Annotated in this window: 31 protein-coding genes; 22 read left to right on the forward strand and 9 right to left on the reverse strand. The window is 63.7% G+C overall.

Annotated features, from left to right (window positions below; all coding sequences use genetic code 11):
- Positions 1-11: 11 nt before the first annotated feature.
- Positions 12-326, reverse strand: a complete 315-nt coding sequence (locus NKH41_RS22075; protein ID WP_352457303.1) for a co-chaperone GroES — start codon at positions 324-326, stop codon at positions 12-14.
- A gap of 339 nt (positions 327-665) precedes the next feature.
- Here NKH41_RS22075 and NKH41_RS22080 point away from each other — a divergent pair, with 339 nt between their 5' ends.
- Positions 666-935 (forward strand): usg protein, encoded by a 270-nt coding sequence (locus NKH41_RS22080; protein WP_352457304.1) that lies wholly within the window; start codon positions 666-668, stop codon positions 933-935.
- A gap of 114 nt (positions 936-1049) precedes the next feature.
- Here the strand turns inward: NKH41_RS22080 and NKH41_RS22085 are convergent, their stop codons facing one another.
- A complete protein-coding gene (locus tag NKH41_RS22085; protein WP_352569186.1) occupies positions 1050-1319 on the reverse strand; it encodes a DUF982 domain-containing protein in 270 nt (89 codons plus the stop codon).
- Positions 1320-1455: 136 nt separating this feature from the next.
- Positions 1456-1668 carry a hypothetical protein gene (locus NKH41_RS22090; protein WP_245274651.1) on the reverse strand — a complete coding sequence of 71 codons (213 nt, stop codon included), beginning with the start codon at positions 1666-1668 and terminating at the stop codon, positions 1456-1458.
- A 346-nt stretch (positions 1669-2014) separates the two neighbouring features.
- Here NKH41_RS22090 and NKH41_RS22095 point away from each other — a divergent pair, with 346 nt between their 5' ends.
- The 9 genes from NKH41_RS22095 (at position 2015) to NKH41_RS22135 (ending at position 9696) form a co-directional block, all read left to right on the forward strand.
- Positions 2015-2491, forward strand: coding sequence for an Hsp20 family protein (locus NKH41_RS22095; RefSeq protein WP_352472122.1), 477 nt, complete (start codon positions 2015-2017; stop codon positions 2489-2491).
- A gap of 29 nt (positions 2492-2520) precedes the next feature.
- Positions 2521-3042: an Hsp20/alpha crystallin family protein gene (locus NKH41_RS22100; RefSeq protein ID WP_352685157.1), complete on the forward strand. Its 522-nt coding sequence runs from the start codon at positions 2521-2523 to the stop codon at positions 3040-3042.
- A 63-nt stretch (positions 3043-3105) separates the two neighbouring features.
- Entirely contained in the window at positions 3106-3786 is a 681-nt protein-coding gene (locus tag NKH41_RS22105) for a hypothetical protein (RefSeq protein WP_352770598.1), read from the forward strand.
- Positions 3787-3892: 106 nt separating this feature from the next.
- A complete protein-coding gene (locus NKH41_RS22110; RefSeq protein ID WP_352770595.1) occupies positions 3893-4498 on the forward strand; it encodes a CDP-alcohol phosphatidyltransferase family protein in 606 nt (201 codons plus the stop codon).
- Positions 4499-4523: 25 nt separating this feature from the next.
- Positions 4524-6311 carry a bifunctional alpha/beta hydrolase/class I SAM-dependent methyltransferase gene (locus NKH41_RS22115; protein WP_352770593.1) on the forward strand — a complete coding sequence of 596 codons (1788 nt, stop codon included), beginning with the start codon at positions 4524-4526 and terminating at the stop codon, positions 6309-6311.
- A 44-nt stretch (positions 6312-6355) separates the two neighbouring features.
- On the forward strand, positions 6356-7642 hold the full coding sequence (locus tag NKH41_RS22120) for a phosphatase PAP2/dual specificity phosphatase family protein (RefSeq protein WP_502895694.1): 1287 nt from the start codon (positions 6356-6358) through the stop codon (positions 7640-7642).
- Positions 7639-8067, forward strand: a complete 429-nt coding sequence (locus tag NKH41_RS22125; protein WP_352501219.1) for a hypothetical protein — start codon at positions 7639-7641, stop codon at positions 8065-8067. The genes NKH41_RS22120 and NKH41_RS22125 overlap by 4 nt, the downstream gene beginning before the upstream one ends.
- Positions 8068-8075: 8 nt before the next feature.
- A complete protein-coding gene (locus NKH41_RS22130; RefSeq protein WP_352770588.1) occupies positions 8076-8738 on the forward strand; it encodes a lysophospholipid acyltransferase family protein in 663 nt (220 codons plus the stop codon).
- A gap of 22 nt (positions 8739-8760) precedes the next feature.
- Positions 8761-9696 (forward strand): phosphatidate cytidylyltransferase, encoded by a 936-nt coding sequence (locus tag NKH41_RS22135; protein WP_352770585.1) that lies wholly within the window; start codon positions 8761-8763, stop codon positions 9694-9696.
- Positions 9697-9820: 124 nt separating this feature from the next.
- Here the strand turns inward: NKH41_RS22135 and NKH41_RS22140 are convergent, their stop codons facing one another.
- Positions 9821-11818 carry an AI-2E family transporter gene (locus tag NKH41_RS22140; protein WP_352934024.1) on the reverse strand — a complete coding sequence of 666 codons (1998 nt, stop codon included), beginning with the start codon at positions 11816-11818 and terminating at the stop codon, positions 9821-9823.
- A 260-nt stretch (positions 11819-12078) separates the two neighbouring features.
- Here NKH41_RS22140 and NKH41_RS22145 point away from each other — a divergent pair, with 260 nt between their 5' ends.
- From NKH41_RS22145 to NKH41_RS22155, 3 genes are all read left to right on the forward strand, one after another.
- A complete protein-coding gene (locus tag NKH41_RS22145; RefSeq protein WP_352770580.1) occupies positions 12079-12366 on the forward strand; it encodes a hypothetical protein in 288 nt (95 codons plus the stop codon).
- A 327-nt stretch (positions 12367-12693) separates the two neighbouring features.
- A complete protein-coding gene (locus tag NKH41_RS22150; RefSeq protein WP_023675660.1) occupies positions 12694-12915 on the forward strand; it encodes an alkylphosphonate utilization protein in 222 nt (73 codons plus the stop codon).
- Positions 12916-13107: 192 nt separating this feature from the next.
- Complete coding sequence (locus tag NKH41_RS22155; protein ID WP_352472133.1) at positions 13108-15078, forward strand: acyltransferase family protein; 1971 nt, start codon at positions 13108-13110, stop codon at positions 15076-15078.
- Between the two features lie 255 nt (positions 15079-15333).
- Here the strand turns inward: NKH41_RS22155 and NKH41_RS22160 are convergent, their stop codons facing one another.
- On the reverse strand, positions 15334-15591 hold the full coding sequence (locus NKH41_RS22160) for a hypothetical protein (RefSeq protein ID WP_352472134.1): 258 nt from the start codon (positions 15589-15591) through the stop codon (positions 15334-15336).
- 219 nt (positions 15592-15810) lie between these two features.
- On the opposite strand from NKH41_RS22160, the gene NKH41_RS22165 reads away from it, so the two are divergent.
- Positions 15811-16128: a hypothetical protein gene (locus NKH41_RS22165; RefSeq protein ID WP_352453504.1), complete on the forward strand. Its 318-nt coding sequence runs from the start codon at positions 15811-15813 to the stop codon at positions 16126-16128.
- Between the two features lie 218 nt (positions 16129-16346).
- Positions 16347-16655, forward strand: a complete 309-nt coding sequence (locus tag NKH41_RS22170) for a hypothetical protein (protein WP_292664589.1) — start codon at positions 16347-16349, stop codon at positions 16653-16655.
- Positions 16656-16699: 44 nt separating this feature from the next.
- On the opposite strand, the gene NKH41_RS22175 is transcribed toward NKH41_RS22170, so the two are convergent.
- From NKH41_RS22175 to NKH41_RS22185, 3 genes are all read right to left on the reverse strand, one after another.
- Positions 16700-17305, reverse strand: coding sequence for a DUF6456 domain-containing protein (locus NKH41_RS22175; protein WP_352770578.1), 606 nt, complete (start codon positions 17303-17305; stop codon positions 16700-16702).
- 65 nt (positions 17306-17370) lie between these two features.
- The gene (locus NKH41_RS22180) at positions 17371-18006 is read right to left on the reverse strand and encodes a high mobility group family protein (RefSeq protein ID WP_352501224.1); all 636 of its coding nucleotides are present in this window, start codon (positions 18004-18006) and stop codon (positions 17371-17373) included.
- Positions 18007-18075: 69 nt separating this feature from the next.
- A complete protein-coding gene (locus NKH41_RS22185; protein WP_352501225.1) occupies positions 18076-18318 on the reverse strand; it encodes a hypothetical protein in 243 nt (80 codons plus the stop codon).
- Positions 18319-18556: 238 nt separating this feature from the next.
- On the opposite strand from NKH41_RS22185, the gene NKH41_RS22190 reads away from it, so the two are divergent.
- A complete protein-coding gene (locus tag NKH41_RS22190; RefSeq protein ID WP_352457320.1) occupies positions 18557-19252 on the forward strand; it encodes an XRE family transcriptional regulator in 696 nt (231 codons plus the stop codon).
- Positions 19253-19481: 229 nt separating this feature from the next.
- Here NKH41_RS22190 and NKH41_RS22195 read toward each other — a convergent pair whose 3' ends face one another.
- Positions 19482-19781, reverse strand: coding sequence for a hypothetical protein (locus tag NKH41_RS22195; protein WP_352541175.1), 300 nt, complete (start codon positions 19779-19781; stop codon positions 19482-19484).
- Between the two features lie 177 nt (positions 19782-19958).
- Here NKH41_RS22195 and NKH41_RS22200 point away from each other — a divergent pair, with 177 nt between their 5' ends.
- The 6 genes from NKH41_RS22200 (at position 19959) to NKH41_RS22225 (ending at position 25436) form a co-directional block, all read left to right on the forward strand.
- Positions 19959-20327: a hypothetical protein gene (locus NKH41_RS22200; RefSeq protein ID WP_352770576.1), complete on the forward strand. Its 369-nt coding sequence runs from the start codon at positions 19959-19961 to the stop codon at positions 20325-20327.
- A 68-nt stretch (positions 20328-20395) separates the two neighbouring features.
- Positions 20396-20854 carry a GNAT family N-acetyltransferase gene (locus NKH41_RS22205; RefSeq protein ID WP_352472143.1) on the forward strand — a complete coding sequence of 153 codons (459 nt, stop codon included), beginning with the start codon at positions 20396-20398 and terminating at the stop codon, positions 20852-20854.
- 97 nt (positions 20855-20951) lie between these two features.
- The gene (gene ybiA / locus NKH41_RS22210) at positions 20952-21500 is read left to right on the forward strand and encodes a riboflavin biosynthesis intermediates N-glycosidase (protein ID WP_352770574.1); all 549 of its coding nucleotides are present in this window, start codon (positions 20952-20954) and stop codon (positions 21498-21500) included.
- Positions 21501-21631: 131 nt separating this feature from the next.
- Positions 21632-22873 carry a DNA polymerase IV gene (dinB, locus tag NKH41_RS22215; RefSeq protein ID WP_352770571.1) on the forward strand — a complete coding sequence of 414 codons (1242 nt, stop codon included), beginning with the start codon at positions 21632-21634 and terminating at the stop codon, positions 22871-22873.
- Positions 22874-23041: 168 nt separating this feature from the next.
- Entirely contained in the window at positions 23042-23686 is a 645-nt protein-coding gene (locus NKH41_RS22220) for a hypothetical protein (protein ID WP_352770568.1), read from the forward strand.
- Between the two features lie 592 nt (positions 23687-24278).
- Positions 24279-25436 (forward strand): sulfite oxidase, encoded by a 1158-nt coding sequence (locus NKH41_RS22225; RefSeq protein ID WP_352934031.1) that lies wholly within the window; start codon positions 24279-24281, stop codon positions 25434-25436.
- Positions 25437-25592 lie beyond the last annotated feature (156 nt).

Genomic DNA, 25592 nt, shown 5'->3' on the forward strand with positions numbered 1-25592 from the left:
TCAGGCCCCGCTCAGGCAGCCTTCTTCATCTCGCCCGTGGCTTCGATCACGCCCAGCACGTCGCTCTCTTTCATGATGAGCAGATCCTCGCCATTGAGCTTGATCTCGGTGCCGGACCATTTGCCGAACAAAATGCGGTCGCCGACCTTGACGTCGAGCGGCTGCAATTGGCCGCTGTCGTCGCGCGCGCCCGGACCGGCGGCAATGACCTCGCCCTCCTGCGGCTTCTCCTTGGCGGTGTCGGGGATGATGATGCCGCCCGCGGTCTTTTCGTCGACCTCGATGCGGCGGACCAGGATGCGGTCATGCAATGGACGGAACGCCATGTCGTTCTCCTCTCGGGACAAACAGATTTTCGAACATCCTCCTGACCGGACCGGCAATATCGGCCCGGCACGGGGTGCGCGATCTCTTCTTCAGGCATCGCGCGCATACGAACTAGTCGCGCTTTTTTCAGCTTTCAAGAGGATCATGCAAAAATTTTAGCACTCGACGCCTGAGAGTGCCAATACGCTGTAATTGTTCGCACATTCGCCGTTTCCGGCGCGATGACCCGGCCGGATTTCCAAATCTGTCCGTCTCCTGAGCCGCTTGCCGGCGGCTGGAACCTATGTGGAAGGCGAGGCGTTTTGCAGACCGAGGTTCATTGGGAAAGGAAGGATTGCATGACCAGCAGGGACTTTCAGCTCCAGATGCAAGGGTTTGGCCTCACCACGGCGGAGATCCACTACCGTCTGCCCGATCATCGAAGCCTGCTTCAGCTCTATATCTGGCAGGAATACGATATCGCCCCTGATTTCCCGACGCTGAAGCATTTCCTCGATTTCTGGGAGCGCGAGATCGAAGGCCCGCTGCATTCGGTGCGCGTGGCTCATCACCGTCTGATCCAACCGTCCGAATGGCGGGCCGTAAATGGCATTATCACCGTCCACTGAGGAGCAAGCCGATCTGCCGCCAGACAGCAAACAAAGTGCCTCCGAAGCGGGGGAAAGAGGTAGCTGACTCTCCCCCACTTGTTTTGGATCTCACAATATCGGAGGGCGTCCGGACTAGCCGGCGTGGTCGACAGGCTTGCGGGCCGATGCGAGCAATCCAGCCTTGCGCGCCGCCCTGACGAAGGCCTTGCGCGCATCACGCGCGGTGCGCCAGCCGTCGAGCGCATCGCGGCAGGTCCGATAGGCCGCGCGCCAGCTCCGGCCGCGTGCACGGTCCGGCCACTGCTGGCGCATGCATTCGATGGCTTCCCAACTGCTGGCGACCTTGCGCTCGCTGGATTGGAATTTCAACGTGATCGGCTCGGCGAAGCGGACGTCGTCCATCACTTCCTCCTTGTTTTCTGATCGTCTTCTTGTTTGAGCAAGCAACGTTGTGCTGGCGGCACCGGCGGCCGGCCGGCGCCGCTGAAGGACATGGTTCGTCCCCTTGCGCGGTTCAAGAGCATCGCGCAACAGCCGGTTATTCCTCCTCGTCCGGCCCTTGCAGCAGTTCGATCAGCGTCGCTACCCTTGCCGTCGGCAGCGGTCGGCCCTCGTTCACCAGCGCCTCGTCGGCGGCGATCCAGGCCAGGGCCTCGCGCAATTCCTGGACCGTCCCGTCCGTCGCCGCAATGTCGGCGATCACGGCTTCGTCGACCGGGCCCAGCACAGAAATGATCTCGTCGCGTGTCATGGTCAGCTCCATCTGCGAGTGCCGGGAACGGGCCCGGCAACACAAGAAATCTGGGTCTTGACCTGCTGCAGACAATAACCGGCCGGGGAAGTCAGCGTTGGCAATTGAAACCAGACAGGCAATCTCGTGCCGGACATCTCCCCACTTGTGGCGAGATTGGCAGCCTCGCCGAACCGACCGAAGACCGGCCCGAAAAACCGGCAACGCGCGAGCCACCGGGGTCTTGACTTGCGGCGGACAATAACCAGATCGAAGGCACCGGTCGCCGAAATGGGGCCGGCGGAACCAGGGAGCGCCAGCTCTTTGGCGCCCCTCGTATCTATGTTGCTCGATGGAGGATGTAGCTATGAGAACCGCATTCGACTTTTCCCCGCTCTATCGGTCGAGCATCGGCTTCGACCGCGTCTTCAACCTGCTGGAAAATGCTCCGCAGGCCTTCGACGCCTGGCCGCCCTATGACATCGCGCGCAGCGGCGAGAACAACTACCGCGTCACCATCGCCGTAGCCGGGTTTTCCGAGGACGACCTCGAAATCACTCATGAACCCAACCTCCTGATTGTCTCCGGCCAGCACAAGGAGCCGGACAACACGGAGTATCTGCATCATGGCCTCGCCACACGGCCCTTTACCCGCCGTTTCGAGCTTGCCGATCACGTCAAGGTCGCAGGCGCCTCGCTCGACAACGGCCTGCTCAGCATCGATCTGGTACGTGAGGTGCCCGAGGAGATGAAGCCTCGGCGCATCGCCATCGCGACCGATGTCGCCTCGCCGAAGACCGGGCCGAAGGTCGCGCAGGGCGAAGCAAACAAGCAGGCTGCCTGAATGCACCAGTCGAGAAAGGAGACTATGCAATGGCTATTCGTGATCTCATTCCCTGGGGCCGGGAGAACAATCAGACCCCCAGCCTGTTCCGTGACGCCGATCGCGATCCCTTCCTGACGCTGCATCGCGAAATGAACCGCCTGTTCGACGAGGCGTTCCGCGGCTTCGACACGAGGCTGCCGTCGCTCGGTGGCTTCTCCGCTGCCCGCGTCAGCTGGCCCAGTATCGACATCGCCGATGGCGAAAAGGAGATCCGCGTCACCGCCGAGATCCCCGGCATGGACGCGAAGGACGTCGAGCTGCTGCTCGATGACGGCGTGCTGACGCTGCGCGGCGAGAAGCGCGAAGAGACCGAGGACAAGGACAGGCAGTTCTCCGAACGCTTCTATGGCCGTTTCGAGCGGCGTATCCCGCTCGGCTACGAAGTCGACGAAGACAAGGTGAACGCCGCGTTCCGGAACGGTGTGCTCAGCGTGACGCTGCCCAAGACGGAGCGCGCCCAGGCAAAGGCCAAGCGTATCGCCATCACCGGCGGCGACGGCAAGTCCTGACGGCTCGTAGGACGACGCCCCTTCTGCCTGCCGGTTCCGGCGGGCAGAAGCGGGCAAATGTCGATGACCCGTTCTCCCGACGCTCCGGTTCCGCCTGACCAGGCGCAGCAGGCCCTGCAGTGCCTGACGACCGAGCATTTCGTGCTGCAAAACGCTCGCGCCGCGACCATTCAGGAAGCGAATCAGCGAGCCGATCTGTTCCTGACCTCGGTCTCGAGCGCAACGATTGCCTTGTCCTTCGTCGCGCAGGTCACGGAGATGGGCAGGCCGTTCGTGTTGTTCAGCCTGATCTTGCTGCCTTGCCTTTTCTTCATCGGCCTGGTCACCTTCGTTCGCGCTGTACAGGTTGCCATCGAGGACATGGTGCATGCCCGCGGCATGGCCCGGATCCGCCACTATTTCGTCGAGCTGGCGCCCGTTCTGCAAAAATACCTTGTCAATTCCACGCATGACGACCCCTCGGCGGTGCTGGTCGACAAGGGCCTCAGACCCTCGCCGCTGCAATATTTCATGACCACCGCGGGGATGGTGGGCACGATCAATGGCGCCATTGCCGGCGTCTTCACCGGCATCGTTGTTAAGTCCGCTTTCGGCGGGGGCATGTCGCCCGGCGTGATTTGCGGGCTGGCGGTCTTCGCGACATGCATTCTCATCCTGCGGCGTTACCATAGTCGCGCCTGGGCGGCGGCCGAAGAAAGCTTGCCCGCACGGTTCCCGGGCGACACGGTCAAAGCGAGGACATAGCCGTCCGGCAAGTTTGCGGAAAGTGGTGGGCGCCGCCCTTGCGTCTTGCGCGCCAATTGACCATCCTCGCCAACATCACTTTGCACCGCGGCCGGGGGGTTCGCACATGCCGACGCTTTATGCGCTGAAACCGGCCTTCCAGGCCAGGCTGCGGCCGCTTGCCGACGGCCTGGCCAGGGCCGGCGTCACCGCCAACCAGATCACGCTGCTGGCCGCTGCCCTCTCGCTCGCCACCGGCGGCCTTGCGGTGGCAGCCCTTGCCGGCCACCGCGCGGTCTTTCTGCTGATGCCGCTCGTGCTGTTTACGCGAATGGCGCTGAACGCCATCGACGGCATGCTCGCAAGGGAACATGGCCAGGCCTCGAAGCTCGGCATGTATCTCAACGAGCTCTGCGATGTTGTCTCCGATCTCGCTTTGATCCTGGCCTTTGCCGTCATTTTTCCTGTCTGGGGCGTCGTCGCATTCGCTATCGCGGCTATGATCGCGGAATTCGCCGGCGTGCTCGGCATCGCGGCCGGAGCGGGGCGCAACTATGCCGGCCCGTTCGGCAAAAGCGACCGGGCGCTGGCGCTTGGCATCCTCGCCGTGCTTGTCGCGTCCGGCCTGTGGGTCCCGGCGCTCACGCCGCTCGTGTTTCCGGCCATGGCTACACTCTCGCTGGCGACCGCCATCAACCGGATACGCAGCGGCCTTAACGGGAGCGGCAGCTGAATTCGGTCTCGCCAGGGAGAACAACATGCTTCACCAACAGACGGTTGCCGCAGTGGCTTCAGCCAATATCGAGCGGGTGGCGCAGGAGCGCAGCTTCAAGAGCCATGACGGCACCGAGATCTTCTACCGCTATTGGCCGGCGCTGTCGGAAAACCGCAAGGGCGCCATCCTGCTGTTCCATCGCGGCCACGAGCATGGCGGCCGGATGGCGCATCTGGTCGACGAGCTCCAGATGCCCGACCACGCCTTCTATGCGTGGGACGCGCGCGGCAATGGCCGCTCCGCCGGCGAACGCGGCTATGCGCCGTCGTTTGCCGCGCTGGTGCGCGACATCGATTGTTTTGTGCGCGAGATCGGCAGCGACGGCTTTACCCGGCGCGACATCGCGCTGATCGCGCAATCCTTCGGCGCCGTGCTTGCCGCCGCCTGGGTGCATGACTATGCGCCTGACATTCGCGCCCTGGTGCTGGCCTCGCCGGCCTTCTCGGTCAAGCTCTACGTGCCCTTCGCCAAGCAAGGCATTGCGTTGTGGCAGAAGCTGAAGGGCCGCTTCTTCGTCAATTCCTACGTCAAGGCGAAATTCCTGACGCATGACCCCGAGCGCATCGCCTCCTTCGACGCCGACCCGCTGATCACCCGGCCGATCGCCTCCAACATCCTGGTCGAGCTCTACGATCATGCCGCGCGCATCGTCGCCGACGCCCGCGCCATCACCGTGCCGACACAGCTTCTGATCTCCGGCAGCGACTGGGTGGTGCGGCATGGACCGCAGCACGAATTCTTCGTCAATCTGGCGAGCCCGGCCAAGGAGCGGCACGTGCTGCCCGGCTTCTTCCACGACACCTTGGGCGAGCGCGACCGCCACAAGGCACTCGACCTGATCAGGCCCTTCCTCGAAAGGCAGTTCGCGGCGCCGGAAGAGCCGGTCGACCTGACCGAGGCCGACCGTGCCGGCTACACGCGCGACGAGGCCGACCGGCTGGCCTCGCCGCTGCCGCTGCTGTCTCCCAGGGGGCTCTATTGGACAATGAGCCGCGCCTCGATCCGCATGGGCGCCTGGTTGTCATCCGGCATGAAGACGGGGATTGCCACCGGCTTCGATTCCGGCTCGACGCTCGACTACGTCTACGAGAACGAGGCGCGCGGCATCAGCCCCATTGGCCGCATGATCGACCGCACCTTTCTCGATGCCATCGGCTGGCGCGGCATCCGCCAGCGCAAGCTGCATCTGGAAGAGCTGATCGGCAGCGCCGTTGAGACGCTGAAGGCCGCCGGCCGGCCAGTCCATATCGTCGATATCGCCGCCGGCCATGGCCGCTATGTGCTCGATGCCGTGCAGAAATGCGCCGCGCCGCCGGCAAGCGTGCGGCTGCAGGATTTCTCCGAGCTCAACGTCTCGCTCGGCCGCAAGCTGATCGCCGAGCGCCAGCTGCCGGCGACGGTTTCGTTCCATCAAGGTGACGCCTTCGACGCCACGATGCTGGCCGGGCTCGACCCGGCGCCGGATCTCGCCATCGTCTCGGGGCTCTACGAATTGTTTTCCGACAATGCCATGATCGCCCGCTCGCTCGGTGGACTGGCCAGCGCCATGCAGCCCGGAAGCCTGCTCGTCTACACCAACCAGCCTTGGCATCCGCAGCTCGAGATGATCGCGCGCAGCCTGACCTCGCACCGCGGCGGCCAGGCCTGGGTGATGCGCCGCCGCACGCAGGCCGAGATGGACCAGTTGGTGGCGGCCGCCGGTTTCGAGAAACTCGACCAGCGCATCGACCAGTGGGGCATCTTCACCGTTTCGGTCGCGCGGCGCGTCTGAGCATGTACTTGCCTGCTTCTGCCGTTCCTCGCGATGCCCCTGCCCTGCCGGCCTTGCCGCACGAGCCGTATGCCGGAATAGTCCTGCGCGCCGCGCTGTGGCTGTCATTTCTGGCGCCGTTCTTCTACGCCACCTACGGCTTCGCCAATTGGCTGGCGTCGCGGCGCGACGATATCGGCAGCATCGTGTTCGGCTGGGAGCATGGCATCCCGTTCCTTGCCTGGACGATCGTGCCCTACTGGTCGATCAACCTGTTCTATGGCTTGTCGTTGCTGTTGAACAATTCGAAGAGCGGCGTCGACCGCCTCGCCGGCCGCTATCTGACGGCACAGATCGTCGCCGTCGCCTGCTTCATCCTGTTCCCGCTGACTGCGACGTTCGTGCGCCCGCAGACGAGCGGCCTGCCCGGCTTCATGTTCGCCGTGCTCGGCGGCTTCGACAAACCCTTCAACCAGGCGCCGTCGCTGCATATCGCACTGCTGGTCATCATCTGGGACCATTGGCGTCACAGATTGACCGGCATCGCCGGCGTCGCCTGGCATGTCTGGTGTTTCCTGATCGGCGCCTCGGTGCTGACGACGTGGCAGCACCATTTCATCGACATACCGACCGGCGCGCTGCTCGGCCTTTTCGCGCTGTGGCTGTTTCCGCGCGACGGCGCCTTGCCTTTCGCCGGCTTCCGCCTGACCGCGGACCCGAAAGCGCGGCTCCTGGCGCTGTTCTATGCGCTTGGCGCAGCCTTTGCGCTGGCCGGCGCTGTCTCGGCGCTGTGGCTCATCCTGTTGTGGCCGGCACTGGCGCTGGCCATAGTCGCTTTGGCCTATGCCGGCGCCGGCGCCAAGGTGTTCCAGAAAACAGCCGATGGCGGCGTGTCGCTGGCCAGCCGTCTTCTGCTGTGGCCCTACCGGGTTGCCGCCAAGGTCAATGTGTGGGCATGGACGCGAAAGCTCCCGGCGCAGATCGTCATCGCCGACGGTGTTTCCCTTGGCCGTTTTCCGACCGCCGCCGAGGCCGACGCCTTCGGCACGGTGATCGACCTTGCCGGCGAATTGGAACGGCCGCGTGGCGCCTCGATCCGCTGGTTGAGCCTGCCCATGGTCGACCTTTTGCCGCCGTCTCGCGAGGCACGTGCGCAAGCGGTGGCCGCGATCGAGACGGCGCAGAGCCAGGGCACGGTGCTGGTCTGCTGTGCGCTCGGCTTCCAGCGCAGCGCCGCCGTCGTCGCCGAATGGCTGGTCGCCAGCGGCCGGGCCGCCACGCCGGATCAGGCGCGAGGCCAGCTCGCCGCCGTGGGCCGACCTGTGCATCTTGGCATGGACGCGGCGACATGACCGCCTTTCGAGATAAGGCCGAGACGTTCGCCGCCGGACTGATGGTGCAGGTGGCGTGGCCGCTGCTGTTGATTGCTGCTGCCTTGCTGGCGGCGCCGGTCATCGGCCTGGCGACTGCGCCGCAAACATCGTCGCTGTCCGCGGCGGCCTGGCTGATCGCCGCCGCGGGTGCCATAGCCACAATCATTCTCTCGGCCCTGCTTTTGTTCGACGCGCTGCTGTTCCGGCTGATGGCCAGCCACGCCAGCGAAGCAGGCGGCGCTGCGGCGATCGACGACGTGCTGGCGCGCATGCGGCTGAAACCCACGGCGGCCGGCGGCCGCTCGCTCGACCAGCGGATGGCCGGCACGCGCCGTCTGCTCGCCAAGCAGCGTATCGCCTTCAGCCTGTTCGCGGCGGCCTCGGTCGTCGCGGCATTCTTTTGAGCCCGTCCATGACAAAGCTTCGCGTCAGCACCTATACCCTGCTGCAGACGATGACCTCGGTCGGCCTGTCGGCACTGGCCTGGGTGGTCACCGGCGTGCGGCCGATCTGGAACGGCAGCCAGCCATCGGACCGGCAGCGCATCTACTTCGCCAACCATGCCAGCCACGGCGATTTCATCCTGCTGTCGGCCTGCCTCAGCGAGAAGGAGCGCGCCCGTACCCATGCGGTGGCGGCCGCCGATTATTGGAGCAGGACGCGGCTGCGCCGTTTCATTGCCGAGGACATGCTGTCTTCCGTGCTGATCCACCGGCAGTGGACGGATGAAACGCAGCACCCGATCTCGATCATGCTGTCGGTGCTCGACCAGGGCCATTCGCTGATCCTGTTTCCCGAAGGCACGCGCAACATGACCGACGAACCGCTGCTGCCGTTCCGCTCCGGCCTCTACAATCTGTCGATGGCGCGGCCCGATGTCGAGCTCATCCCGTGCTGGATCGAGAACATGTCGCGGGTGCTGCCGAAGGGCCAATTCGTGCCGGTGCCGCTGCTTTGCCGCGTCGTCTTCGGCGCGCCGATCGCCATTCAACCGGGTGAGGAACGCCGCGCCTTTCTCGACCGCGCCCGCGAAACGCTGCTGGCGCTCAACCCCCGGCCGCAGCGAGACGATTGAGGACCAAGGCAAAATGCTGCCTATGATGCACGAAACCCTCATTCTGATTGTCGGCCTGCTGGCGGTGCTGATCAGCGCCAGCGTCGTCGCCGGCGTCTTGTCATGGCGCGCGCCAAAGCCGTTGTCGCCGACGCTGGTCAACCTCACCCAGCGCATCAATGCCTGGTGGGTGATGGTGGTGGCGATCACCGTCGCCTTCTTCTTCGGCCGCCCCGGCATGACCATCCTGTTCGCGCTGATTTCCTTCGCCGCGCTGCGCGAATTCGTGACGCTGACGCACAGCCGCCGCAGCGACCACTGGGTGCTGCTCGGCATGTTCGGCATCGTCATCCCGTTCCAGTACTGGTTGGTGTGGACCGCCTGGTATGGCCTGTTCACCATCTTCATCCCGGTCTACTGCTTCCTGCTGATGCCGGCGATCACCGCGCTGCACGGCGACACCGAACGCTTTCTCGAGCGCGTCTCGGCGCAGCAATGGGCGGTGATGATTTCGGTCTACTGCGTCAGCCATGTGCCGGCGCTGCTGACGCTCGAAGTGCCAGGCTTCGAAGGCCGCAACCTGTTGCTGATCGCTTTCCTGATCATCGCCGTGCAAGGCAGCGACGTGCTGCAATATATTTTCGGCAAGCTGTTCGGCCGGCATCTCCTGGCGCCGACGGTCTCGCCGTCGAAGACCTGGGAGGGGCTGGTCGGCGGGCTGGCGGCGTCGAGCCTGCTCGGCGCGCTGCTGTCGTTCCTGACGCCGTTCTCGCCGCTGCAGGCAGCCGGCGTCGCCTTCATCGCCTGCCTGATGGGCTTCCTTGGCGGGCTGGTCGCCTCCGCCATCAAGCGCGATCAGGGCGTAAAGGACTGGGGCCATCTGATCGAAGGCCATGGCGGCATGATGGACCGTGCCGACAGCCTGGTCTTCGCCGCCCCGGTCTTCTTCCATACCGTGCGCTATTTCTGGACTATATGATGGTTGGCGCCGTTTGCCGTGGCGGACGGTTCAGGGCGACCTTGCGAAGATAACCTGATCCGTTTCGTTATTACCACTTTCGCGAAAGCGGTAATAACCCGACCTGCCGCAGTCTTCGCCGCACTCATTTTGCCGCGGCGAGCGGCTCTTTCTTGCGCGCCGGCGTCAGGCGGCGCATGCGGCGTTTGGCGGTGGTCTTCAGCGCCACCGGCGGAGCGCTGGACAACGCACCGAGCACCGCGTCTACCATGCCATGTGCGACGAAATCGGCGTTGATCTCGTTGGCCAATCTGGCATCTGCCTCCTGGTTGTCGCTGTCGGCTTCCGACCACAACACGATGCCCACTCGCAACCTTGGTTTGGTGCGTTTCAGCCGACGGACCAGGAACCGCCCGTGCTTGACGGAATCCCGGTTCAAAAATCCGATGACGACACTATCGACGGCGTCGAGCTCAAGGCGGCGAATGCTCCCCGGTTCCATCTCGGCGAAGCTCGCTCTCAACACCGTAGCGCCCTGGACTTCGAGCACCTGGGCCAGCATGGCGGCCGCCGCGTCGTCGAGTTCGCCGCGCCCGCCGGCGCACAGCACCGACATGCCCGTGCCATCCGGCAGTTCGGTGTACTCCTCGCCCTGAACCTCCCCCTGAACGTGCCTGTCCTCGCGTGAGCCGTTGTCCTCGGCCGCGGCCGTGTCGTCCGCTTCCGCCTCCTCCTGCGCGCTGTCGTCGAGGTTCGCCACCATCGTCAGCGCGCTGCCCGCGACCTGCTGTTTTTGCTCGTCGCTCAGCACACCACGCACCCGGTCCTGCTCGCCGAGCAGAAGTGCGGGAATCGCGACCTTGTCGTAGAACTCGACCAGATATTCTTCGTCCAGCATCTCCTCGGCATGGTCCGTCGCTTCCTCGGGATCGCCGGCCAACAGCCGCTGGTAAAGCCGGGCGTGCGGTTCGAGCACGGGTTCGTTGCCGAACAGAACGTCGAGGAATTCGAACTGCGGCACATGGCGGCCGAGCACGACGAGACAGACCGTGAGCGGCGTCGACAGAACCAGGCCCAATGGCCCCCAGAGCCAGGTCCAGAAGATCGCCGCAACGATGATGGCCAATGGCGACAGCCCGGTGCGCGAGCCGTAGAGCCAGGGTTCGATCACGTTGCCGGTGATCAGTTCGACCACGACGAAAAGCCCTGCGGTCCAGAGCACGAGCGACCAGCCGGGCGCCACGGCAAGCGCCAGGAACAGAGGCAACAGCGTCGCGATGACCGGGCCGATGTAGGGAACGAAGCGCAGCGCCAGCGCCAGCAAACCCCACAGCAATGGATTGGGTATGCCCAGCAGCCAAAGTCCAATTGCAATCGGGACGGCATAGACGATGTTCACGACCAGTTGCATGAGCAGATAGCGGCCGACGCGCTTGCCGGCATCCTGCAGCGCCTCGGTGGTTCGATGCAGATCGCCGTAGCCGACGAGGCGTATGAAGCGATCGCGCAGGTCCTCCCGCTCGAGCAGCATGAATATGACGACCACGACGATCAGTCCGGCCGATGCCAGCGGGCTCAGCAGCGGGCCGATCAGATTCTGGAGGACCTCGAGCGGTCGTTCGCGCGCGACGATTTCGACCGGGATCGGTTCCCGCGGAGGCTGATCGGCGGCGGGTTGTACGGGCTCGGGTCTGTCGAGTTCCTGGCCGACGCGTTCGATCACCCGGCTCAATCTGGAAACGATGCCGCCGCCGACGCCGGTTTCCTTGAGCGACCGGACCTTGGTCAGGATATTCGCCTGGTAGAGCGGAATGTTCTGCGCCAGTTCACTGACCTGCGTGGCGACGATGAAGGAGAACAGCGCCAGCACCGTGAATGCGCCGAGCACACTGGCGATCACGGCCGGAAGACGCGGGATGCCGGCGCGCTTGAGTGCCGACACCATGGGCACGAGCGCAAAGGTAAGCAGCAGCGCGATTGCGATCGGCAGAAAGACCTCGCGCCCGAAATAGAGCGCCGCGACGGCCGTCACGACCGACGCTACGCTGGGCAACGATGTGCGCGGAAGCGCCCTGGCCGCGGAAACGATGCCCGCCCGCCGGGGCTCCGACAGGTGCGCGTCGTTTCGACGATTTGCCGCCACTTGATACCTCCGCTCCGCCGTCGCCATGATCGGGCATATTGAGCCGGCCTGCAACTTCGCAGCGTCTCACCCAGCTGGACGCCGATTGCCCTGGTCGGCAGCGCGGCAAATTCAGTCATGGTAGAATTTTTTGCATTAATGACGTCACGGGCAATCCTGTTCCATGTCTGCGCCAGAACGTGGAACTTTTGGGTCAAAACACCGTTCCTTCGTAGATCGCTGATGGACAACCTCAAAGCAGCAGCTCAGGAGGAATGATCATGAATATCAAGACGCTTTGCATGGGCGCGATGGCCCTTTCGATGATGACCGGCGCAGCGCTTGCCGCCGGTGCCACTGGCACTTCGGCGCTCGACGATCCGCAGAAAATGACGCCCTTCTTCACCGACGCCGGCATGAAGACCATGAAGTCGGAAGCCGAATTCAAGGCGGCATGGATGGCCATGTCCACGAGCGACCGGGCCATGATGTTGAAGGAATGCAGCGACGCAGGCATTGCCAAGATGCATGCCGACTTCTGCAAGATGGCCAAGCAGCTCAACAAGTAACCGTCGGCTTCTTGCCAAGCGAAATGGGGGCCAAGCGAAAGGGCGGGCGGCCCTTTCGCGACCTTCCAGTCCGCACTCATACCGGCGGGTGCCTAGCCATTTGAAATCGCGACGCCGGCCGGAGCGGCAATGACATTATGGTCCAGGGGCACCGTCTGCTTGCAACCTGGGTTTTCCGGTCGGCCGTTCCCGCATAGTATTGGCGGACGGCCCGCTTGACGCTTGACCCCGCTTGACGCTTGACCCCGCTTGACCTTGTCGCCGAGCGTGGGATAGGCCGGGGACTGGCCCGACCACCTCCCACCGGAGTCCCACGAAAGACCTGCCATGACCGACGCGATCATAAGAGACAGCAATGGCACGGCGCTCCACGAGGGCGACTCCGTGACCCTGATCAAGGATCTCAAGGTCAAAGGCACGTCGGAGACGATCAAGCGCGGCACGCTGGTGAAGAATATTCGCCTCACCGGCAATCCCGGCGAGATCGAATGCAGCACCAGGCAGGTGAAGGGCCTGGTGCTGAAGACCGAGTTTTTGAAAAAGGCGTGATCGCCTCGGCACCCTTCGCTTCGCTGCCATATCAGTCGCTCTCGAATCGCTCGTGTGAGTGAACCGCCCACGCGAGGAACTGGAGGAGCCGCGCCCTCCCCCTATGTTGCACTGCGTTAGATTTGTTGCATTGCAATATCGTCGCATCGGGTCGAGCCTCTGCGAGGTGGGCATTCCTTGCATGAGGTGATTGTGTCGGCATCATTTCGGCCTGACATCGAAGGGCTGCGCGCGCTGGCGGTGGCGGGTGTCATCGCCTTCCATTTTGGTCTGTCCGGCCTGCCCGGCGGCTTTGCCGGCGTCGACATCTTCTTCGTCATCTCCGGCTATCTGATCACCCGCCACCTGGTTACGGAAATTACCGAGACCGGGCGGCTGAACCTCTGGCGCTTCTACGCCCGGCGCGCCCGGCGCCTGTTGCCGGCGGCACTGTTCGTCATCCTCGCCACGCTGTTCGCGGGTTACTTCATCCTGTCGCCGGAGGAACAGGCGCTTTATTCGAAAGGCGCCATGTTCGCCTCCGCCTACATGATCAACCTTTGGCTGATCCGCTGGTCGTTCGACTATTTCGCCGCCGACGCCACCAACAACCCGTTCATCCACTTCTGGTCGCTCTCGGTCGAGGAACAGTTCTATTTGGCATGGCCGGCGCTGCTTCTTGCCGCCGCCTGGCTGCGTCCCGGCAAGCGCGCCGCTATAATCGTCATCGGCGTCGCCGGCGCGGCCTCCTTCGCCGCCTGCGCCTGGCTGACGGAAGTGTCGCAGCCCTGGGCCTTCTATTTCTCGCCGCTCAGGGCCTGGGAATTCGCCGCCGGCGGCCTCGCGACCATGGCGCCGGCAAAGATCTGGCGCGACCGGCCGCTGCTGGCCACGCTCCAGGCATGCCTCGGTCTGGCGCTGATCGCCTGGGCCTATCTGATGCTGGACGAAGACTCGCCATTTCCCGGGGTGAATGCGCTGGCGCCTGTTGTCGGCACCGTGCTGCTGCTGCTCAGCGGCAGCGGCGGCCGCAATCTGCCGAGCGCCCTGCTGGCGCTGCCGCCCATGCAATGGTTGGGCCGGCTGTCCTATTCGCTTTATCTCTGGCACTGGCCGGTCATCGTCTATGCGGCGATGGTGGTTCCCAGCCTGTCCATCCTGGACCGCCTTGCCTGCGCGGCGCTGACGCTGTTTCTGTCGATGTTCACCTATCATTTCATCGAGAACCCGATCCGCCGCAACGGCTGGCTGATGGCCGGAGCAGCGCGGGCGCTGGTGCCCGCCGTCGCGCTGACCGGCGCCGGCGTGGTCGCGGCCTATGGCAATGCGCGCTTTGCCGAGCACAATCTCAGCCCCGAACAGCACGTCATCGCCGACAGCGCCGCGCAGCTCTCCACTGTGCGCGCGAGCAATGGCGGCTGCGTGCTCGATTTCGAGACCGTCAAGCCAAAACCCTGCATGTTCGGCCGCAAGGATGCCCAGCGCTCGGTCGTGCTGTTCGGCGACTCGCATGCCGACCATTGGTCGACGCCGCTGATCAAGGCGGCCGAGAAGAACAACTTTCGCGTCGTCACCTTTCTCAAATCCTCCTGCCGGGCTTCGCGGGTGACGACCTGGAACTGGCGGCTGAAGCGCGACTACACCGAATGCGACCAATGGCGCGAGCAGTCGGTCAAGGACATCATCGCGCTCCACCCGCAACTGGTGGTGATCTCGGAGTTCTCGATCGGCAATGTGATGAAGGAATCGCCCGAGGAGTTGAAGCACGCCGACTGGCAAGCGCAGTGGCGGACGGGGCTCACCTGGACGCTTCAGGCCTTCAGCCAGGCCGGCATCAAGGTCGCGGTCATCAGGGACGTTCCCTACAATGCAAGCTACGCCGACAAATGCGTGGCGCGGGCGCTGTGGCGGGGCCAGACGCCCGCGACATGCGACACGCCCCGGATCATGGCGGCAAACGACGACATCGCCACCATCGAGCGCGATATCGTGCGCTCGACACCGAACGCTGCTTACATCGACATGACCGACCGCTTTTGCGACCAGACCACCTGCCACGTCTTCATCGACGGCAAACTAGCCTTCCGCGACCGCCACCACCTGGCAACGCCCTTCGCCGAAACGCTGGAACCGGCGGTAGAGCGGGCGCTGTTTTCGGATGTGATGGCGGCGGCTGTAAAGTAACGGTTCCGGATCTTGTCGGATCACGACTCAGCCTCTCGGCAAGCAACCATGCGGGGGTCAGCTAAGGATGAGACCCGCCAGGAAAACGGTAAGGAGAAGCGACAGCGGAACTGCAAGAAGGCAGCACAGCTCGAAAGTATTGGCTCGCCAAGAAGTCATTGGGCGCTTTTCCATGTTGGCCTTCTCCCTCAACGGCCAGACCGAAACGGCAGTTCCGCTTAAATGTCAGGATGCTCGTCCGCACCGCTCTTTATGCTACTGGCGCAACTCGTTCCGCTTCCTGGTCATCCATCGTGCACGCGCCAGATGTGTCGCCCACGCCCGGAAAGCCCTCTCCGGCTCCCGCTCCGGATCAAGATGCAGGACGATGCGGGCGACCTCGCGCCAGTCCGTTCCTTCCGCCGAAGCGTCGAGCAGCCGGATATAAGTAAGCATGCGATCTTCGTCATAACCGGTCAGCACCGAAGACGTCGGCGCTGCGTTCGCGATATGAAGGTTTGGCGGCTTTAGCATTGCGATCTACCAGCACCGGCGCATCGTAGCAGCCTATGAAGAAGCCCGCGCCCTTTGATCGGAGGATGCGGATCGCGATTCACCCCGACAGTCGACAAATGCGGACCTCGGGCGGGGGTTCCCCGCCCAGCTGGGCTCACACCTCACCACGTCGTGATCGGGTCGAGGCAATCTATCTATTTTAGTGGAACCTAATTTAGTCAACGCAATTATGCGTGCGTGAGAAAGCGTGAAATCCAGACCGTCACTGAAAGCCGGCTATCGCGGGATCAGTTGGCCGATGATCCAGTGATTGCAGTCGATTTGACGGAACGGATATTGCAGGCGGCCGACAACGACAGGATTGTCTGCCTCGTCGTGGCAACGGAGGAGCTGGAAACCGACCGCATCGAGAAAGCAGAGCCTAAGGAGACCAGGATTGCCGCAAGCTTCGTCCGGGACTTTGAGGTAATGCTGCTTGTTCTTTATGCGGCCTACGCCCTCGCTGTGCTGGGTGCGACCGCGTTCGTTTTGCTGGAACTGGGCCATGTTCTGTAGGCAGACGTCGGCAAAAAACGGGACTGACGCGCGATTGCCGCTGTTTGATGAGAGGAGCGGCCACGCTGCGTCGACGACCCCGGCGCAGCCAGCGGCGTTTTCGCGCCAGCAGGCGCTAAACTTCGGGCCCGTCCGTTCGTTACATCTTGCCAATCTATGGAACGAGGCTGCCCCTCGGGGGTTTTTCTATTAGAGGGACGTTAAAGAAGGAGGTAGCTATGAAGAAGCTCCTGCTTGCCTCGGTGATCGCCATCGCATCGGCGGCTTCCGTGATCGGCCCGGCGAATGCCGGCGGCAGCGTCACCATCGGCATCGGCAACGGCTATGACGACGACTATTACTATCGCCACCATCGGTATTCCGATTACGACGATGAGTACGTCCCCCGTTACCGCTATGATGTCTATAACGAGGACTACGCGCCGCGCTACCGGTACCGGTACCACCGGCGCTGCCACACCGAAGTCATCAGGCACTGGCGTCATCACCACCGGATCATCGAAAGAATCCGTGTCTGCCGTCGTTGACGGATCGATCCGGCCGGTAGTGCCGGCCGGATCGGCGGGGCTTCTCACCTCGGCTTGCGCATCAGCATCATGCCGTAATGCACGGCCAATATGTCGAGCCCGATCTTGAGTAGTTTCACCACCACGTCGCGCGGCTCGCCGGCCTGTTCGGCCAGGCTCTTGACCGTTGCGTCGGCACAGCAGACCTTTTGCACGATGCCGGCGATCTCCCAGTGGGCAAGCGCCCTGGTGGCATCGGCATGGTCGCGGCCGGCGGACAGGATGTGTTCGGCGACGCCGCTGCCGGTGCGGCCGCCGTCGACGCGCTCGGCCCAGGCCATCGGCTTGGCGGTTGCCTCGGACGAGTTGCGGAAATCCTGGCGGTAGCGCATGCCCGCCTCGCGCTGCTGGCGCGACAGCGAGGTGAGGCCGCTCAGCGGGTCGACGTTGCGCACCCGCACGATGCCGCCGGTCGCTGTGTGGCCGTCATTGGAGACCTCATAGAGGCGCGCTCCTTCCTGCGTCCCCTTCGCCAGCCGCTTGCGGCCGAACCGATCGTCCTTCAGTGCGAAATCATGGCCGATCTCCTTGCGGATGCGCACCTGCTCGGCCTCGCCTTTCGGCAATCTCGGTGGCCTGGCTTTGACCTTTTGGGCGGTTTTGGTGCTCATCGGCTCGGTCCTCCTGGGTTTTGGTCGTCGGGCTCTGGCTAACTTCCAGCCTCATTGCAGCGGGCTCAAATCGCTTCGGCCGGCAGCGTGCGCAGGAAGCGCGCCGCGTGATAGGCGCAGTAGCTTTTCGATGGGTTCGTGCGCATTCCGCAGCACAGCATGTCCAAACCTGGCCGGCTGCCGGGGGCGTCGTTTTCCCCATCCTCCTGCGGCGTCGTGTCGAGCGGCGCGCGGCAGCGCTCGAACAGGCAATCGATGAAGCGCATGGCGGCGAAATGCGGCTGGCGGCCGCCGGCGGCGATCGGGCGCGGCGCCGGCATTTCGAGCGGTGCGCCATCGGTCCCGGTGATCCGAGCCGGACCCGGCTGCCAGGCCGGCGGCGCCAGCCTGGCCGACAGCCTTGCCGGGCGGCAGCGTGGCTCGGCCTTCGGAGCCGACTCCGCTTGATCAGCAGTGCTTGATGGCTCAGGCGCCGAATTTCCGAGCCGGCCGCCAGAGCGTCCGCCACACCAGCCCTTGGATCTGGCAAGGCCGATGGTGCGCAAACGGGCGGTGCGGTGGACGATGCCGATGATGGCTGCACGCGAGGCCGGGCGGCCGCGCAGCGCGGTCAACCGGGTGGCGATCTTCGCGGCCGACAGTCCGCTCGTCAGCCAGTTCTCGATTTGTTCCAGTTCCGAGGCGGAATAGCGGGCGGCCATGATGTTTCATTCCCTGCAAAAATGGTTGTGTGCGGCGCCGGCTTCGCCGGTCTCAGGCTCGAAAGCCGGTCAGCCTTCGCGTGGTCTGCTGCGATCGCGCTTCATCTCGGCCGCCTGCCTTGTTGCGCCGGACACTGCCTTGCCCGTCCGCTCGTCGAAGGCGATGACCGTGCCGTCTTCGGTGCGGATGCAGGAAACCGCGGCTTCCGCATTGCCGGCCGGCAGGCAATTCGTGGCCGGAGTCGTGAGGGGAACGGCTCCGGCCGTTCCGGCCGCTTGCGCTGCCGGATCCGAGGCGCGAGCCTCGGGCATCGTCCCGGCCGGGGAGGAGGACAGCCGCGACGAAGGGGAAAGGGTTGGCACATGCATGGCCCCGGCGATCGGTTGCGCTACCGCCTCCAGGCGAGCGCTGCCGGCGCGCTGAACGGCGGATTCAAGGACCGAAAGCTGGCGAAGCGACTTGTGCATGCCTACATAAGAGCATAACTCAAATCGTAATGCAAGCGATTCTTGCATAGACGAAACCGAATCTTATGCCTCAGATGGAGCCATGGCGAAAACTGCACTGTCGATCAAGGTCGGAGCGGCGATCCGCCGGGCGCGCAAGCAGCGCGGCCTGGTGATGCGTCACATTGCCGAGCACAACGACACCGACGTCGCTGCCGTCGGCAATTGGGAGACCGGGCGCAACCTGCCCAAGACCGAGAACCTTTTGAAGACCGCCGCTTTCCTGCGCGTCGACCCGGTGGCGCTCGGCAAGGGCGAGGTCGTTTTCCTCGAAGATGCCGGACCGGTCGCCGATGCCGAGATCGTCACCGATCCCGGCCCCCTGCCCGCCGGGCCGATGGACATCCAGCTTCTCGGTACCGCCGTCGGCGGCGACGATGGCGACTTCACCTTCAACGGCCAGCCGGCCGGCTATGTCCAGCGGCCGCCGGGGATCCGGCATCTGCGCAATGTGTTTGCGCTGCACGTGCTGAGCGATTCGATGGTGCCGCGCTACGAGCCCGGCGAGATGATCTATTGCGGCGGCCGCGAAGCGTTGCCCGGCGACCATGTGGTGATCGAGACCCTGCCCGAGGAGAACGAGCAAAACGGCAAGGCCTTCATCAAGAAGCTGGTCAAGCGCACCGCAGCCGAGCTGATCGTCGAACAGTACAACCCGCCCAAGACGCTGTCCTTCAACCGCTACGCCATCAAGAACGTCTTCCGCGTCATCCCGCTCAAGGAACTGCTGGGGTATTGAGGAGGGAGCTTTCCCTTTTCCCCTTGTGGGAGAAGGGGGATCGGCGCGTAGCGCCGAGCCGGATGAGGGGTGTTGGAAGAAATGAGGCGTTTAAAAATATTTGGATGATTCTAGTCTAAATCCCTACGTCTTCAACTCCGCGATCCGTCCAACACCCCTCATCCGACCGAGCTTCGCTCGGCCACCTTCTTCCACAAGGGGAGAAGGAAGAACACCGTCCCCGCCCCCCTCAAGCCCGCCTCGACTGCAGCTCTCGACCGTTGAGCAGGCGCGCCTCGGCGCGGGTCCGTTGCCGGTCGTCGATGAAGGCGGCCTGGATCGAGACGGCGGCGCCCGGCAGGCCGTCGGCCCGGCAGGCCTTGCAGATCAGGCGCCCCGAAAGTGCGGCCAGCGGTGTCTCCGGCATCACCCCATGCCGCTTGAGCTCGGCCGGCTTCCACCATCTGTTGCGGCCGCAGTCGATGCATTCGACGGCAATCGAGACAACATCGGCGATCGTCGCTTCCTTGCCTGCCAATGCCATGGTCATCCCCATCGTTGTTCCTGCTTTGTTCGCAACATTATCGGTTTTTGGAGCGGAGTCGAGTCGGTTCCGCTTACATCAACGTGAAAGTTTCACTTGTTCAGTTATTTGAGTTATGCTTATACGTGGTGAGGACTGGAATCGGCGCGAGCAACAGAACCGCGGCCGGCCGGCAGCAAGGGAATGACGATGGACCCAGCCCAGTTCGCCCATGCCTGCGGCTATAGCGGCGACAGCCCGGCCATGCTTGCCGCTTTCGCGGCCATCCGCCAGGACGGCATCCGCAAGGCACGCCAGGGTCATCGCCAGCGCAAGGCGGCGATTGACCGGATGAAGCCGAGCCGCGCTCTGTTCCTGGCTGCGATCCGCCCGGCGCAGTCAGCCGAGGAGGCACTCGAGGATGCCGCCCGCTTCCTGTCGATGTTCCGCAACATGCCGCACTGGCGACAGGAAAGGCGCGCCGCCGACCTCACCCGCGCCAGGCAGCAGCGCCTCTTCGCCCGCTTCTTCCGCCGCTACGGCCACCGCCTCTGGGCGCTCGAGGCGATCTGAAGGCGCGCGGGCCTCCCTTGCAAAACGGATGTTGCGATCGCCGACACCGCGCCGTATGTCTCCGCGCGATGAGCGAGATCGAATTCCGTCGCGCGCAGGCGCCCGACCTGCCGGCGATCGTTGCAATGCTTGCCGACGATGTGCTCGGCGCAGACCGGGAAGACCCTTCCACGCCGCTTGCGCCATCCTATCTCGATGCCTTCAGCGCAATCGATACCGATCCCAACCAGTTGCTGGCCGTCGCGGTCAACGCCGGGCAAGTGGTCGGAACGCTGCAGCTCAGCTTCCTTCCAGGCATTTCCAGAAAAGGCGCCTGGCGCGGCCAGATCGAAGGCGTTCGCGTCGCCCGGCAATGGCGCTCGCGCGGCGTCGGCAAGCTGATGATCGAATGGGCGATTGAAACATGCCGTTCGCGCAATTGCAGCTTCGTCCAGCTCACCACGGACAAAGGTCGACGGGAGGCGCACGCTTTTTACGAGCGCCTCGGCTTCACCGCCAGTCATCTCGGCTACAAGATGGCGCTGTAGATCAGCATTTCATCGCATTCACGCCCACCGCTCATCTTCGCTACCCACTCTGGATGGAGCATTGACAAGCCGGCCTTTCGCCCTGCTCCATCCGCCCATGATTTACGACCGAACCTGGCTTGAGAAAACCTTTCGCGCAAAGCCCCGGCAGAAGTTCCTGTTCTTCTGGGGCCATCAGCCGTCTAAGGACGGCCGAATAAGCACGTCGTGCTTCAGCCAGTGGTGGCATGCGCCCTTTACCGTCGATGGCCTGAGCTATCCGACTGCCGAACACTGGATGATGGCCGAGAAGGCACGACTGTTCGGTGATGCTCCGACGGCAACACAAATCCTCAGGGCGGCGAGCCCCAAGCAGGCAAAGCAGCTTGGCCGCCAGGTGAGCGGCTTCGATGGCACCAAATGGGATGCAGACAAATATCGCATCGTCACTGAAGGGAGCTTTCAGAAGTTCCGTCAGAACGCGGCGCTGCGCGAATATCTGTTGTCGACGCATGACCGGGTGCTGGTCGAGGCGAGCCCTGTCGACCGGGTGTGGGGTATCGGCCTTGCGGCGAATGACGAGAGGGCGGTGAACCCGCTGCTGTGGCGCGGCGAGAACCTGTTGGGATTCGCGCTGATGCAGGCCCGCGATCGGCTGCGCGGCTGAACATTTGCCGCGCGCTCGTCATCTGCGGCCGCCTCCGCGCTGCTTGACAATCCACCCAAAATGTTCTCTCTATGTTCTCATCACAACTCGAGACAATGCGGCGTTCGAACCGCCGCGGGCGAACGGGCCGGATGGAAGCCGACATCCTCCACGCGGATCTGGATGCCTTCTATGCCTCGGTCGAACAGTTGCTCGACCCGGCCTTGCGCGGCAAGCCGATTGCCGTCGGCGGCGGCGTGGTGCTGGCCGCATCCTATGAAGCCAAGGCGTTCGGCGTGCGCGGCGGTATGCCGGGACGGCGGGCGCGGGAACTCTGCCCGCAACTCGTCTTCGTCGGCGGCCATTTCAAGGACTATCAGCGGCTGGGCGATGCGGCAATCAAGGTGCTCGGCGATTTCACGCCGGTGGTCGAGCGGATTTCGATCGACGAGGCCTTTGCCGACGTCGCCGGCTGCACCCATTTGTTCGGCTCGCCGGCCGAGATCGCCGGCAAGATCCGCCGCCGCGTGCGGGCCGAGCTCGGCCTGCCGATCTCGGTCGGCGTAGCCCGCACCAAGCATCTGGCCAAGATCGCCTCACAGGTCGCAAAACCGGACGGGCTGGTGGTGGTCGATCCGCGCCACGAGCTGGAATTCCTGCACCACCTGCCGGTCGAGCTGATGTGGGGCGTCGGCCCGGTCACCAGGCAGCGGCTGGCCGGCATCGGCGTCAACACCATCGGCGAGCTGGCGAAGACCAATGGTGGGGCGCTTGAGCGCCTGCTCGGGTCGGCGGCGGGAGAGAAACTCAACGCGCTGGCGTGGAACCGCGATCCGCGCAAGCTCGAGACGCAGCGCCGGGCGCGCTCGGCGGGTGCGCAGTCGGCGCTTGGCCGAAAACCGGCCGAGGAGCAGGTCTTCGTGCCGGCTTTGCTGCATCTGGCCGACAGGGTCGCCACAAGATTGCGGGCGAAATCCCGGCCCGGCCGTACAGTGACGGTTCGCGTCCGCTTTGCCGATTTGCGCTCGGTGACGCGCTCGATCACGCTCGACCAGCCGATATCGGCAACCGCCATGCTGGCCGAGATCGCCGAGGCGCTGGTGCGCAAGGTGCTCATCGACCATCCGCACGAAAAGACAATCTCGCTGCTGGCGATCGCCGTATCGCATCTGGAGCAGCATGCCGGCCTGCAACTGGAACTGCCGCTCGGGCTCGACGACGACCGCCGCCGCCCCGGCACCAGCAAGGGCGCGGCGCGCTGGACCGCGGACCGCGCCGTCGACAAGATCCGCGACCGCTTCGGCTGGGAGGCGGTGGGCTACGCCTCGGTCGCGCTCGGGCTACAGCGGTCGGTTCCCGACGCATTTCGCGAGCTGGCCGAGAAGGAACTGTGAGCCTCGATTACACTTTGGTTGCCAAGTCGCCGGAATGACGTTGAAGGCTGCGCCGTTGTGAATTTATCTTGGGACCAGTTCGTCGTGCACCGGTTTGGGTATCAACCAGACAGGGTAGCACCCGCTCGCAAATCCTTCCGCCCTCACTTCGAACGACAGGAGATCGGCATGGGACAGAACGCCGGATATTTCGCCCTCATCGTTGCCGGACTGGTGACCAATGCAACGACGCTGGCCAAGCCGCTCAACCCGGACCGGGCGATTCCATCCCTGGGCGATATCAACTCGCCGGTGGCCAGCCCGCTGTTCAAGCAGGTCAAGGCCGGGCCGCTGGAGATAAAGCTTGAGGAAACCACGCTTGCCGATGTCGAAAAAGCCTTCGGCGGAGCGATGCACGATGAAGGCGACGCCGGAGATTCACGCCACTGGCTTTGCTATGCCGGCCCCGACGCCGGCGGATCGCCGTCGATCTTCTGGTTCGTCTCCGGCGAGATGGGCGGCTCCGACCACGGTGTCCTGTCCGTCGCCCTGCAGCCGAACCCGGAAGGCAAGGTGCCGGAAGGATGCGCCGGCGCACCTGCCAGCCTGACAGCAATTGAACTCGATACGCCCGGCGTCGGAGCGCCGCTGAGCGACGTGGCCGCGAAATTTGGCGCCGCCAAGCCCGATCGTTACGGCCATTTCGGCTTCGCCGCCTCTTATCCTCCTTCGTCTCCCGACCAGAAGGACACCACGGTCACGCAGACGCTCACCTACACAGCCGGGAACGGCAGGATAACCGGCGTGGCGGTGACGCAAGTCACCACCAATTAGGGTGTCCCCGCTCGGTTGGCGAATGGTTCACGTGTGAATGATCTGCCGCGCCCGAGCCAGGCGGCCTGCTTGCTGGCCACCTCGTTATGCAGATTGGTTCTGATGTGCCGCCCGGGCCCGCCCTCCTCCTGCAAATGCGACATTCGAGGCGGCCCTGGTCGTCAGACCAAAAGCGTTGCGGTGCCCCAGGCAATCAGGGCGATGCCGGCCGCCCGGCCAACCCACGGGCCGGCAGGAAACACCGGTTCGACGAGAACCCGCGAAGGTCCGGAAATGACCCAGAAGCGGGCGTTCGGCAGCGATCAGAGCAGCAACGATTTTGGCAGGACCGGAAATCGGCATGGAATGCTGCAATCATCATCATGTCCCGTCCAAGTTGTGGACAGTTCCTTCTCAAAGGCGCACTCTTAGCATGCGAAACGCGAGCTGGCGTTTCGTGCAACGCTTCACATGCTTGACTTGCGTCGGTGATTATCTGACCTACCCGGATACTTCCGGGTGGGCAGACCTCACATTGTGTCGCCTATCCGTGATCAGGCTACGGCCTAAGGCACGTTGCAGCCCGTTCCGGATCAACTGGGAGGTAAACAACATGCCTGATTTTCAGCGCAGAGAACTTCTTGTTCAAGGAAGCGCGGCTCTTGCCGCAATTGCTGCTCTCTATACCTCGCGCCGGGCTTACGCTTTTCCAACACGGCCGAACGAGGAAGTTATTCGATGGCTGGATCAGCCGACCGAAAATCCCGATCCGGTGGGTATCCAGAAGCAGCTTGTCTGGGAGGATTTGGATAGCTGGATAAGGCCAAACGACAAGTTCTTCAGCATCTCGCATTTCAACCGACCAACGATCGACGAGAAGACATGGTCGATGGAGATCGGAGGCCTGGTCAAGAAGCCCCTCGAGTTAACGCTCGCCGACATCAGGGCGCGACCGCGGCAGGAGGTCGTTTTCACAGTGGAATGCTCGGGCAACCACGGGTTTCCCTTTTTCACCGGCGGCATCGGCAATGCTCGCTGGGCAGGGACGCCGCTCGCCCCGATCCTTGAGGAAGCTGGCGTTCTGGAGAAGGGCATCGAGGTCGTCTTTTTCGGTACCGACACAGGCGAGATCCCGATACGCGACGTCAAGATGCAGCAGAACTTCGCTCGTAGCATGTCGCTCGCCGACGCGATGAACCCCGACAATCTCCTCTGCTATGAAATGAACGGGGCCGCCTTGCCGGCGCCCAATGGCTTCCCGGTACGGCTCATTGCGCCAGGCTGGTACGGGATCGCCAACGTCAAGTGGCTAAAGCGCATCGAGGTTCGCGATACGCGGTTCATGAGCCTTCTGATGGCCCGTGACTATGTCACCATCCGGGAGGAGGACCACAACGGCGAGACCGTATGGGCCGAGACGTCAGTCGGGCGAGCGCTGATAAAGTCCGCGCCTGCGAAGGTTACCCGGAAAGATTCAGATTACCGCATCGTTGGGGCAGCCTGGGGGGCGCCGATCGACCGGGTCGAAGTGCAAATCGATCAAGGGCCTTGGACACCAGCGACCATTGACCACAGTGAGGAGGCCGAACACGCCTGGAAAATATGGTCCCTGGCTTGGGCAAATCCCTCTCCTGGAGAACACACCGTGACCTCGCGCGCGGTCAGCACCACAGGACAAATTCAACCGGCGATGGACGATCCCTTGATAGCCAAGAAACACACATACTGGGAAAGCAATGGCCAAGTGACGCGCCGCGTGCGTATCGGCTAGAGGATTCTGCCGCCAAATGGAGTCATGTGGCGTCCGCATAAATGCGGCAAAACAGATAGTTAGAGCGAGTTACCGGTTCTAAGAGAACCGGAACCGCTCTAAGAACGTGCTGCCATGTGGCAATTGCGTTTAGGTCAAACAGCAGGAGGCTGCCTG

The sequence above is a fragment of the Mesorhizobium sp. M1169 genome, from assembly GCF_040318345.1.
Lineage (GTDB): Bacteria > Pseudomonadota > Alphaproteobacteria > Rhizobiales > Rhizobiaceae > Mesorhizobium.

Excerpts from the sequence above, each read along its gene's own strand:
- NKH41_RS22225 (WP_352934031.1), top strand. The coding sequence starts at position 24,279 with ATGCCTGATTTTCAGCGCAGAGAACTTCTTGTTCAAGGAAGCGCGGCT.
- NKH41_RS22220 (WP_352770568.1), top strand. The coding sequence starts at position 23,042 with ATGGGACAGAACGCCGGATATTTCGCCCTCATCGTTGCCGGACTGGTG.
- NKH41_RS22110 (WP_352770595.1), top strand. The coding sequence starts at position 3,893 with ATGCCGACGCTTTATGCGCTGAAACCGGCCTTCCAGGCCAGGCTGCGG.
- NKH41_RS22085 (WP_352569186.1), bottom strand. The coding sequence starts at position 1,319 with ATGGACGACGTCCGCTTCGCCGAGCCGATCACGTTGAAATTCCAATCC.
- NKH41_RS22205 (WP_352472143.1), top strand. The coding sequence starts at position 20,396 with ATGAGCGAGATCGAATTCCGTCGCGCGCAGGCGCCCGACCTGCCGGCG.
- NKH41_RS22175 (WP_352770578.1), bottom strand. The coding sequence starts at position 17,305 with ATGAGCACCAAAACCGCCCAAAAGGTCAAAGCCAGGCCACCGAGATTG.
- NKH41_RS22180 (WP_352501224.1), bottom strand. The coding sequence starts at position 18,006 with ATGGCCGCCCGCTATTCCGCCTCGGAACTGGAACAAATCGAGAACTGG.
- NKH41_RS22105 (WP_352770598.1), top strand. The coding sequence starts at position 3,106 with ATGACCCGTTCTCCCGACGCTCCGGTTCCGCCTGACCAGGCGCAGCAG.
- NKH41_RS22145 (WP_352770580.1), top strand. The coding sequence starts at position 12,079 with ATGAATATCAAGACGCTTTGCATGGGCGCGATGGCCCTTTCGATGATG.
- NKH41_RS22135 (WP_352770585.1), top strand. The coding sequence starts at position 8,761 with ATGATGCACGAAACCCTCATTCTGATTGTCGGCCTGCTGGCGGTGCTG.
- NKH41_RS22115 (WP_352770593.1), top strand. The coding sequence starts at position 4,524 with ATGCTTCACCAACAGACGGTTGCCGCAGTGGCTTCAGCCAATATCGAG.
- NKH41_RS22190 (WP_352457320.1), top strand. The coding sequence starts at position 18,557 with ATGGCGAAAACTGCACTGTCGATCAAGGTCGGAGCGGCGATCCGCCGG.
- NKH41_RS22075 (WP_352457303.1), bottom strand. The coding sequence starts at position 326 with ATGGCGTTCCGTCCATTGCATGACCGCATCCTGGTCCGCCGCATCGAG.
- NKH41_RS22170 (WP_292664589.1), top strand. The coding sequence starts at position 16,347 with ATGAAGAAGCTCCTGCTTGCCTCGGTGATCGCCATCGCATCGGCGGCT.
- NKH41_RS22130 (WP_352770588.1), top strand. The coding sequence starts at position 8,076 with ATGACAAAGCTTCGCGTCAGCACCTATACCCTGCTGCAGACGATGACC.
- dinB (WP_352770571.1), top strand. The coding sequence starts at position 21,632 with ATGGAAGCCGACATCCTCCACGCGGATCTGGATGCCTTCTATGCCTCG.
- ybiA (WP_352770574.1), top strand. The coding sequence starts at position 20,952 with ATGATTTACGACCGAACCTGGCTTGAGAAAACCTTTCGCGCAAAGCCC.
- NKH41_RS22090 (WP_245274651.1), bottom strand. The coding sequence starts at position 1,668 with ATGACACGCGACGAGATCATTTCTGTGCTGGGCCCGGTCGACGAAGCC.
- NKH41_RS22185 (WP_352501225.1), bottom strand. The coding sequence starts at position 18,318 with ATGCCCGAGGCTCGCGCCTCGGATCCGGCAGCGCAAGCGGCCGGAACG.
- NKH41_RS22200 (WP_352770576.1), top strand. The coding sequence starts at position 19,959 with ATGACGATGGACCCAGCCCAGTTCGCCCATGCCTGCGGCTATAGCGGC.
- NKH41_RS22080 (WP_352457304.1), top strand. The coding sequence starts at position 666 with ATGACCAGCAGGGACTTTCAGCTCCAGATGCAAGGGTTTGGCCTCACC.
- NKH41_RS22125 (WP_352501219.1), top strand. The coding sequence starts at position 7,639 with ATGACCGCCTTTCGAGATAAGGCCGAGACGTTCGCCGCCGGACTGATG.
- NKH41_RS22100 (WP_352685157.1), top strand. The coding sequence starts at position 2,521 with ATGGCTATTCGTGATCTCATTCCCTGGGGCCGGGAGAACAATCAGACC.
- NKH41_RS22150 (WP_023675660.1), top strand. The coding sequence starts at position 12,694 with ATGACCGACGCGATCATAAGAGACAGCAATGGCACGGCGCTCCACGAG.
- NKH41_RS22095 (WP_352472122.1), top strand. The coding sequence starts at position 2,015 with ATGAGAACCGCATTCGACTTTTCCCCGCTCTATCGGTCGAGCATCGGC.
- NKH41_RS22195 (WP_352541175.1), bottom strand. The coding sequence starts at position 19,781 with ATGACCATGGCATTGGCAGGCAAGGAAGCGACGATCGCCGATGTTGTC.
- NKH41_RS22160 (WP_352472134.1), bottom strand. The coding sequence starts at position 15,591 with ATGCTAAAGCCGCCAAACCTTCATATCGCGAACGCAGCGCCGACGTCT.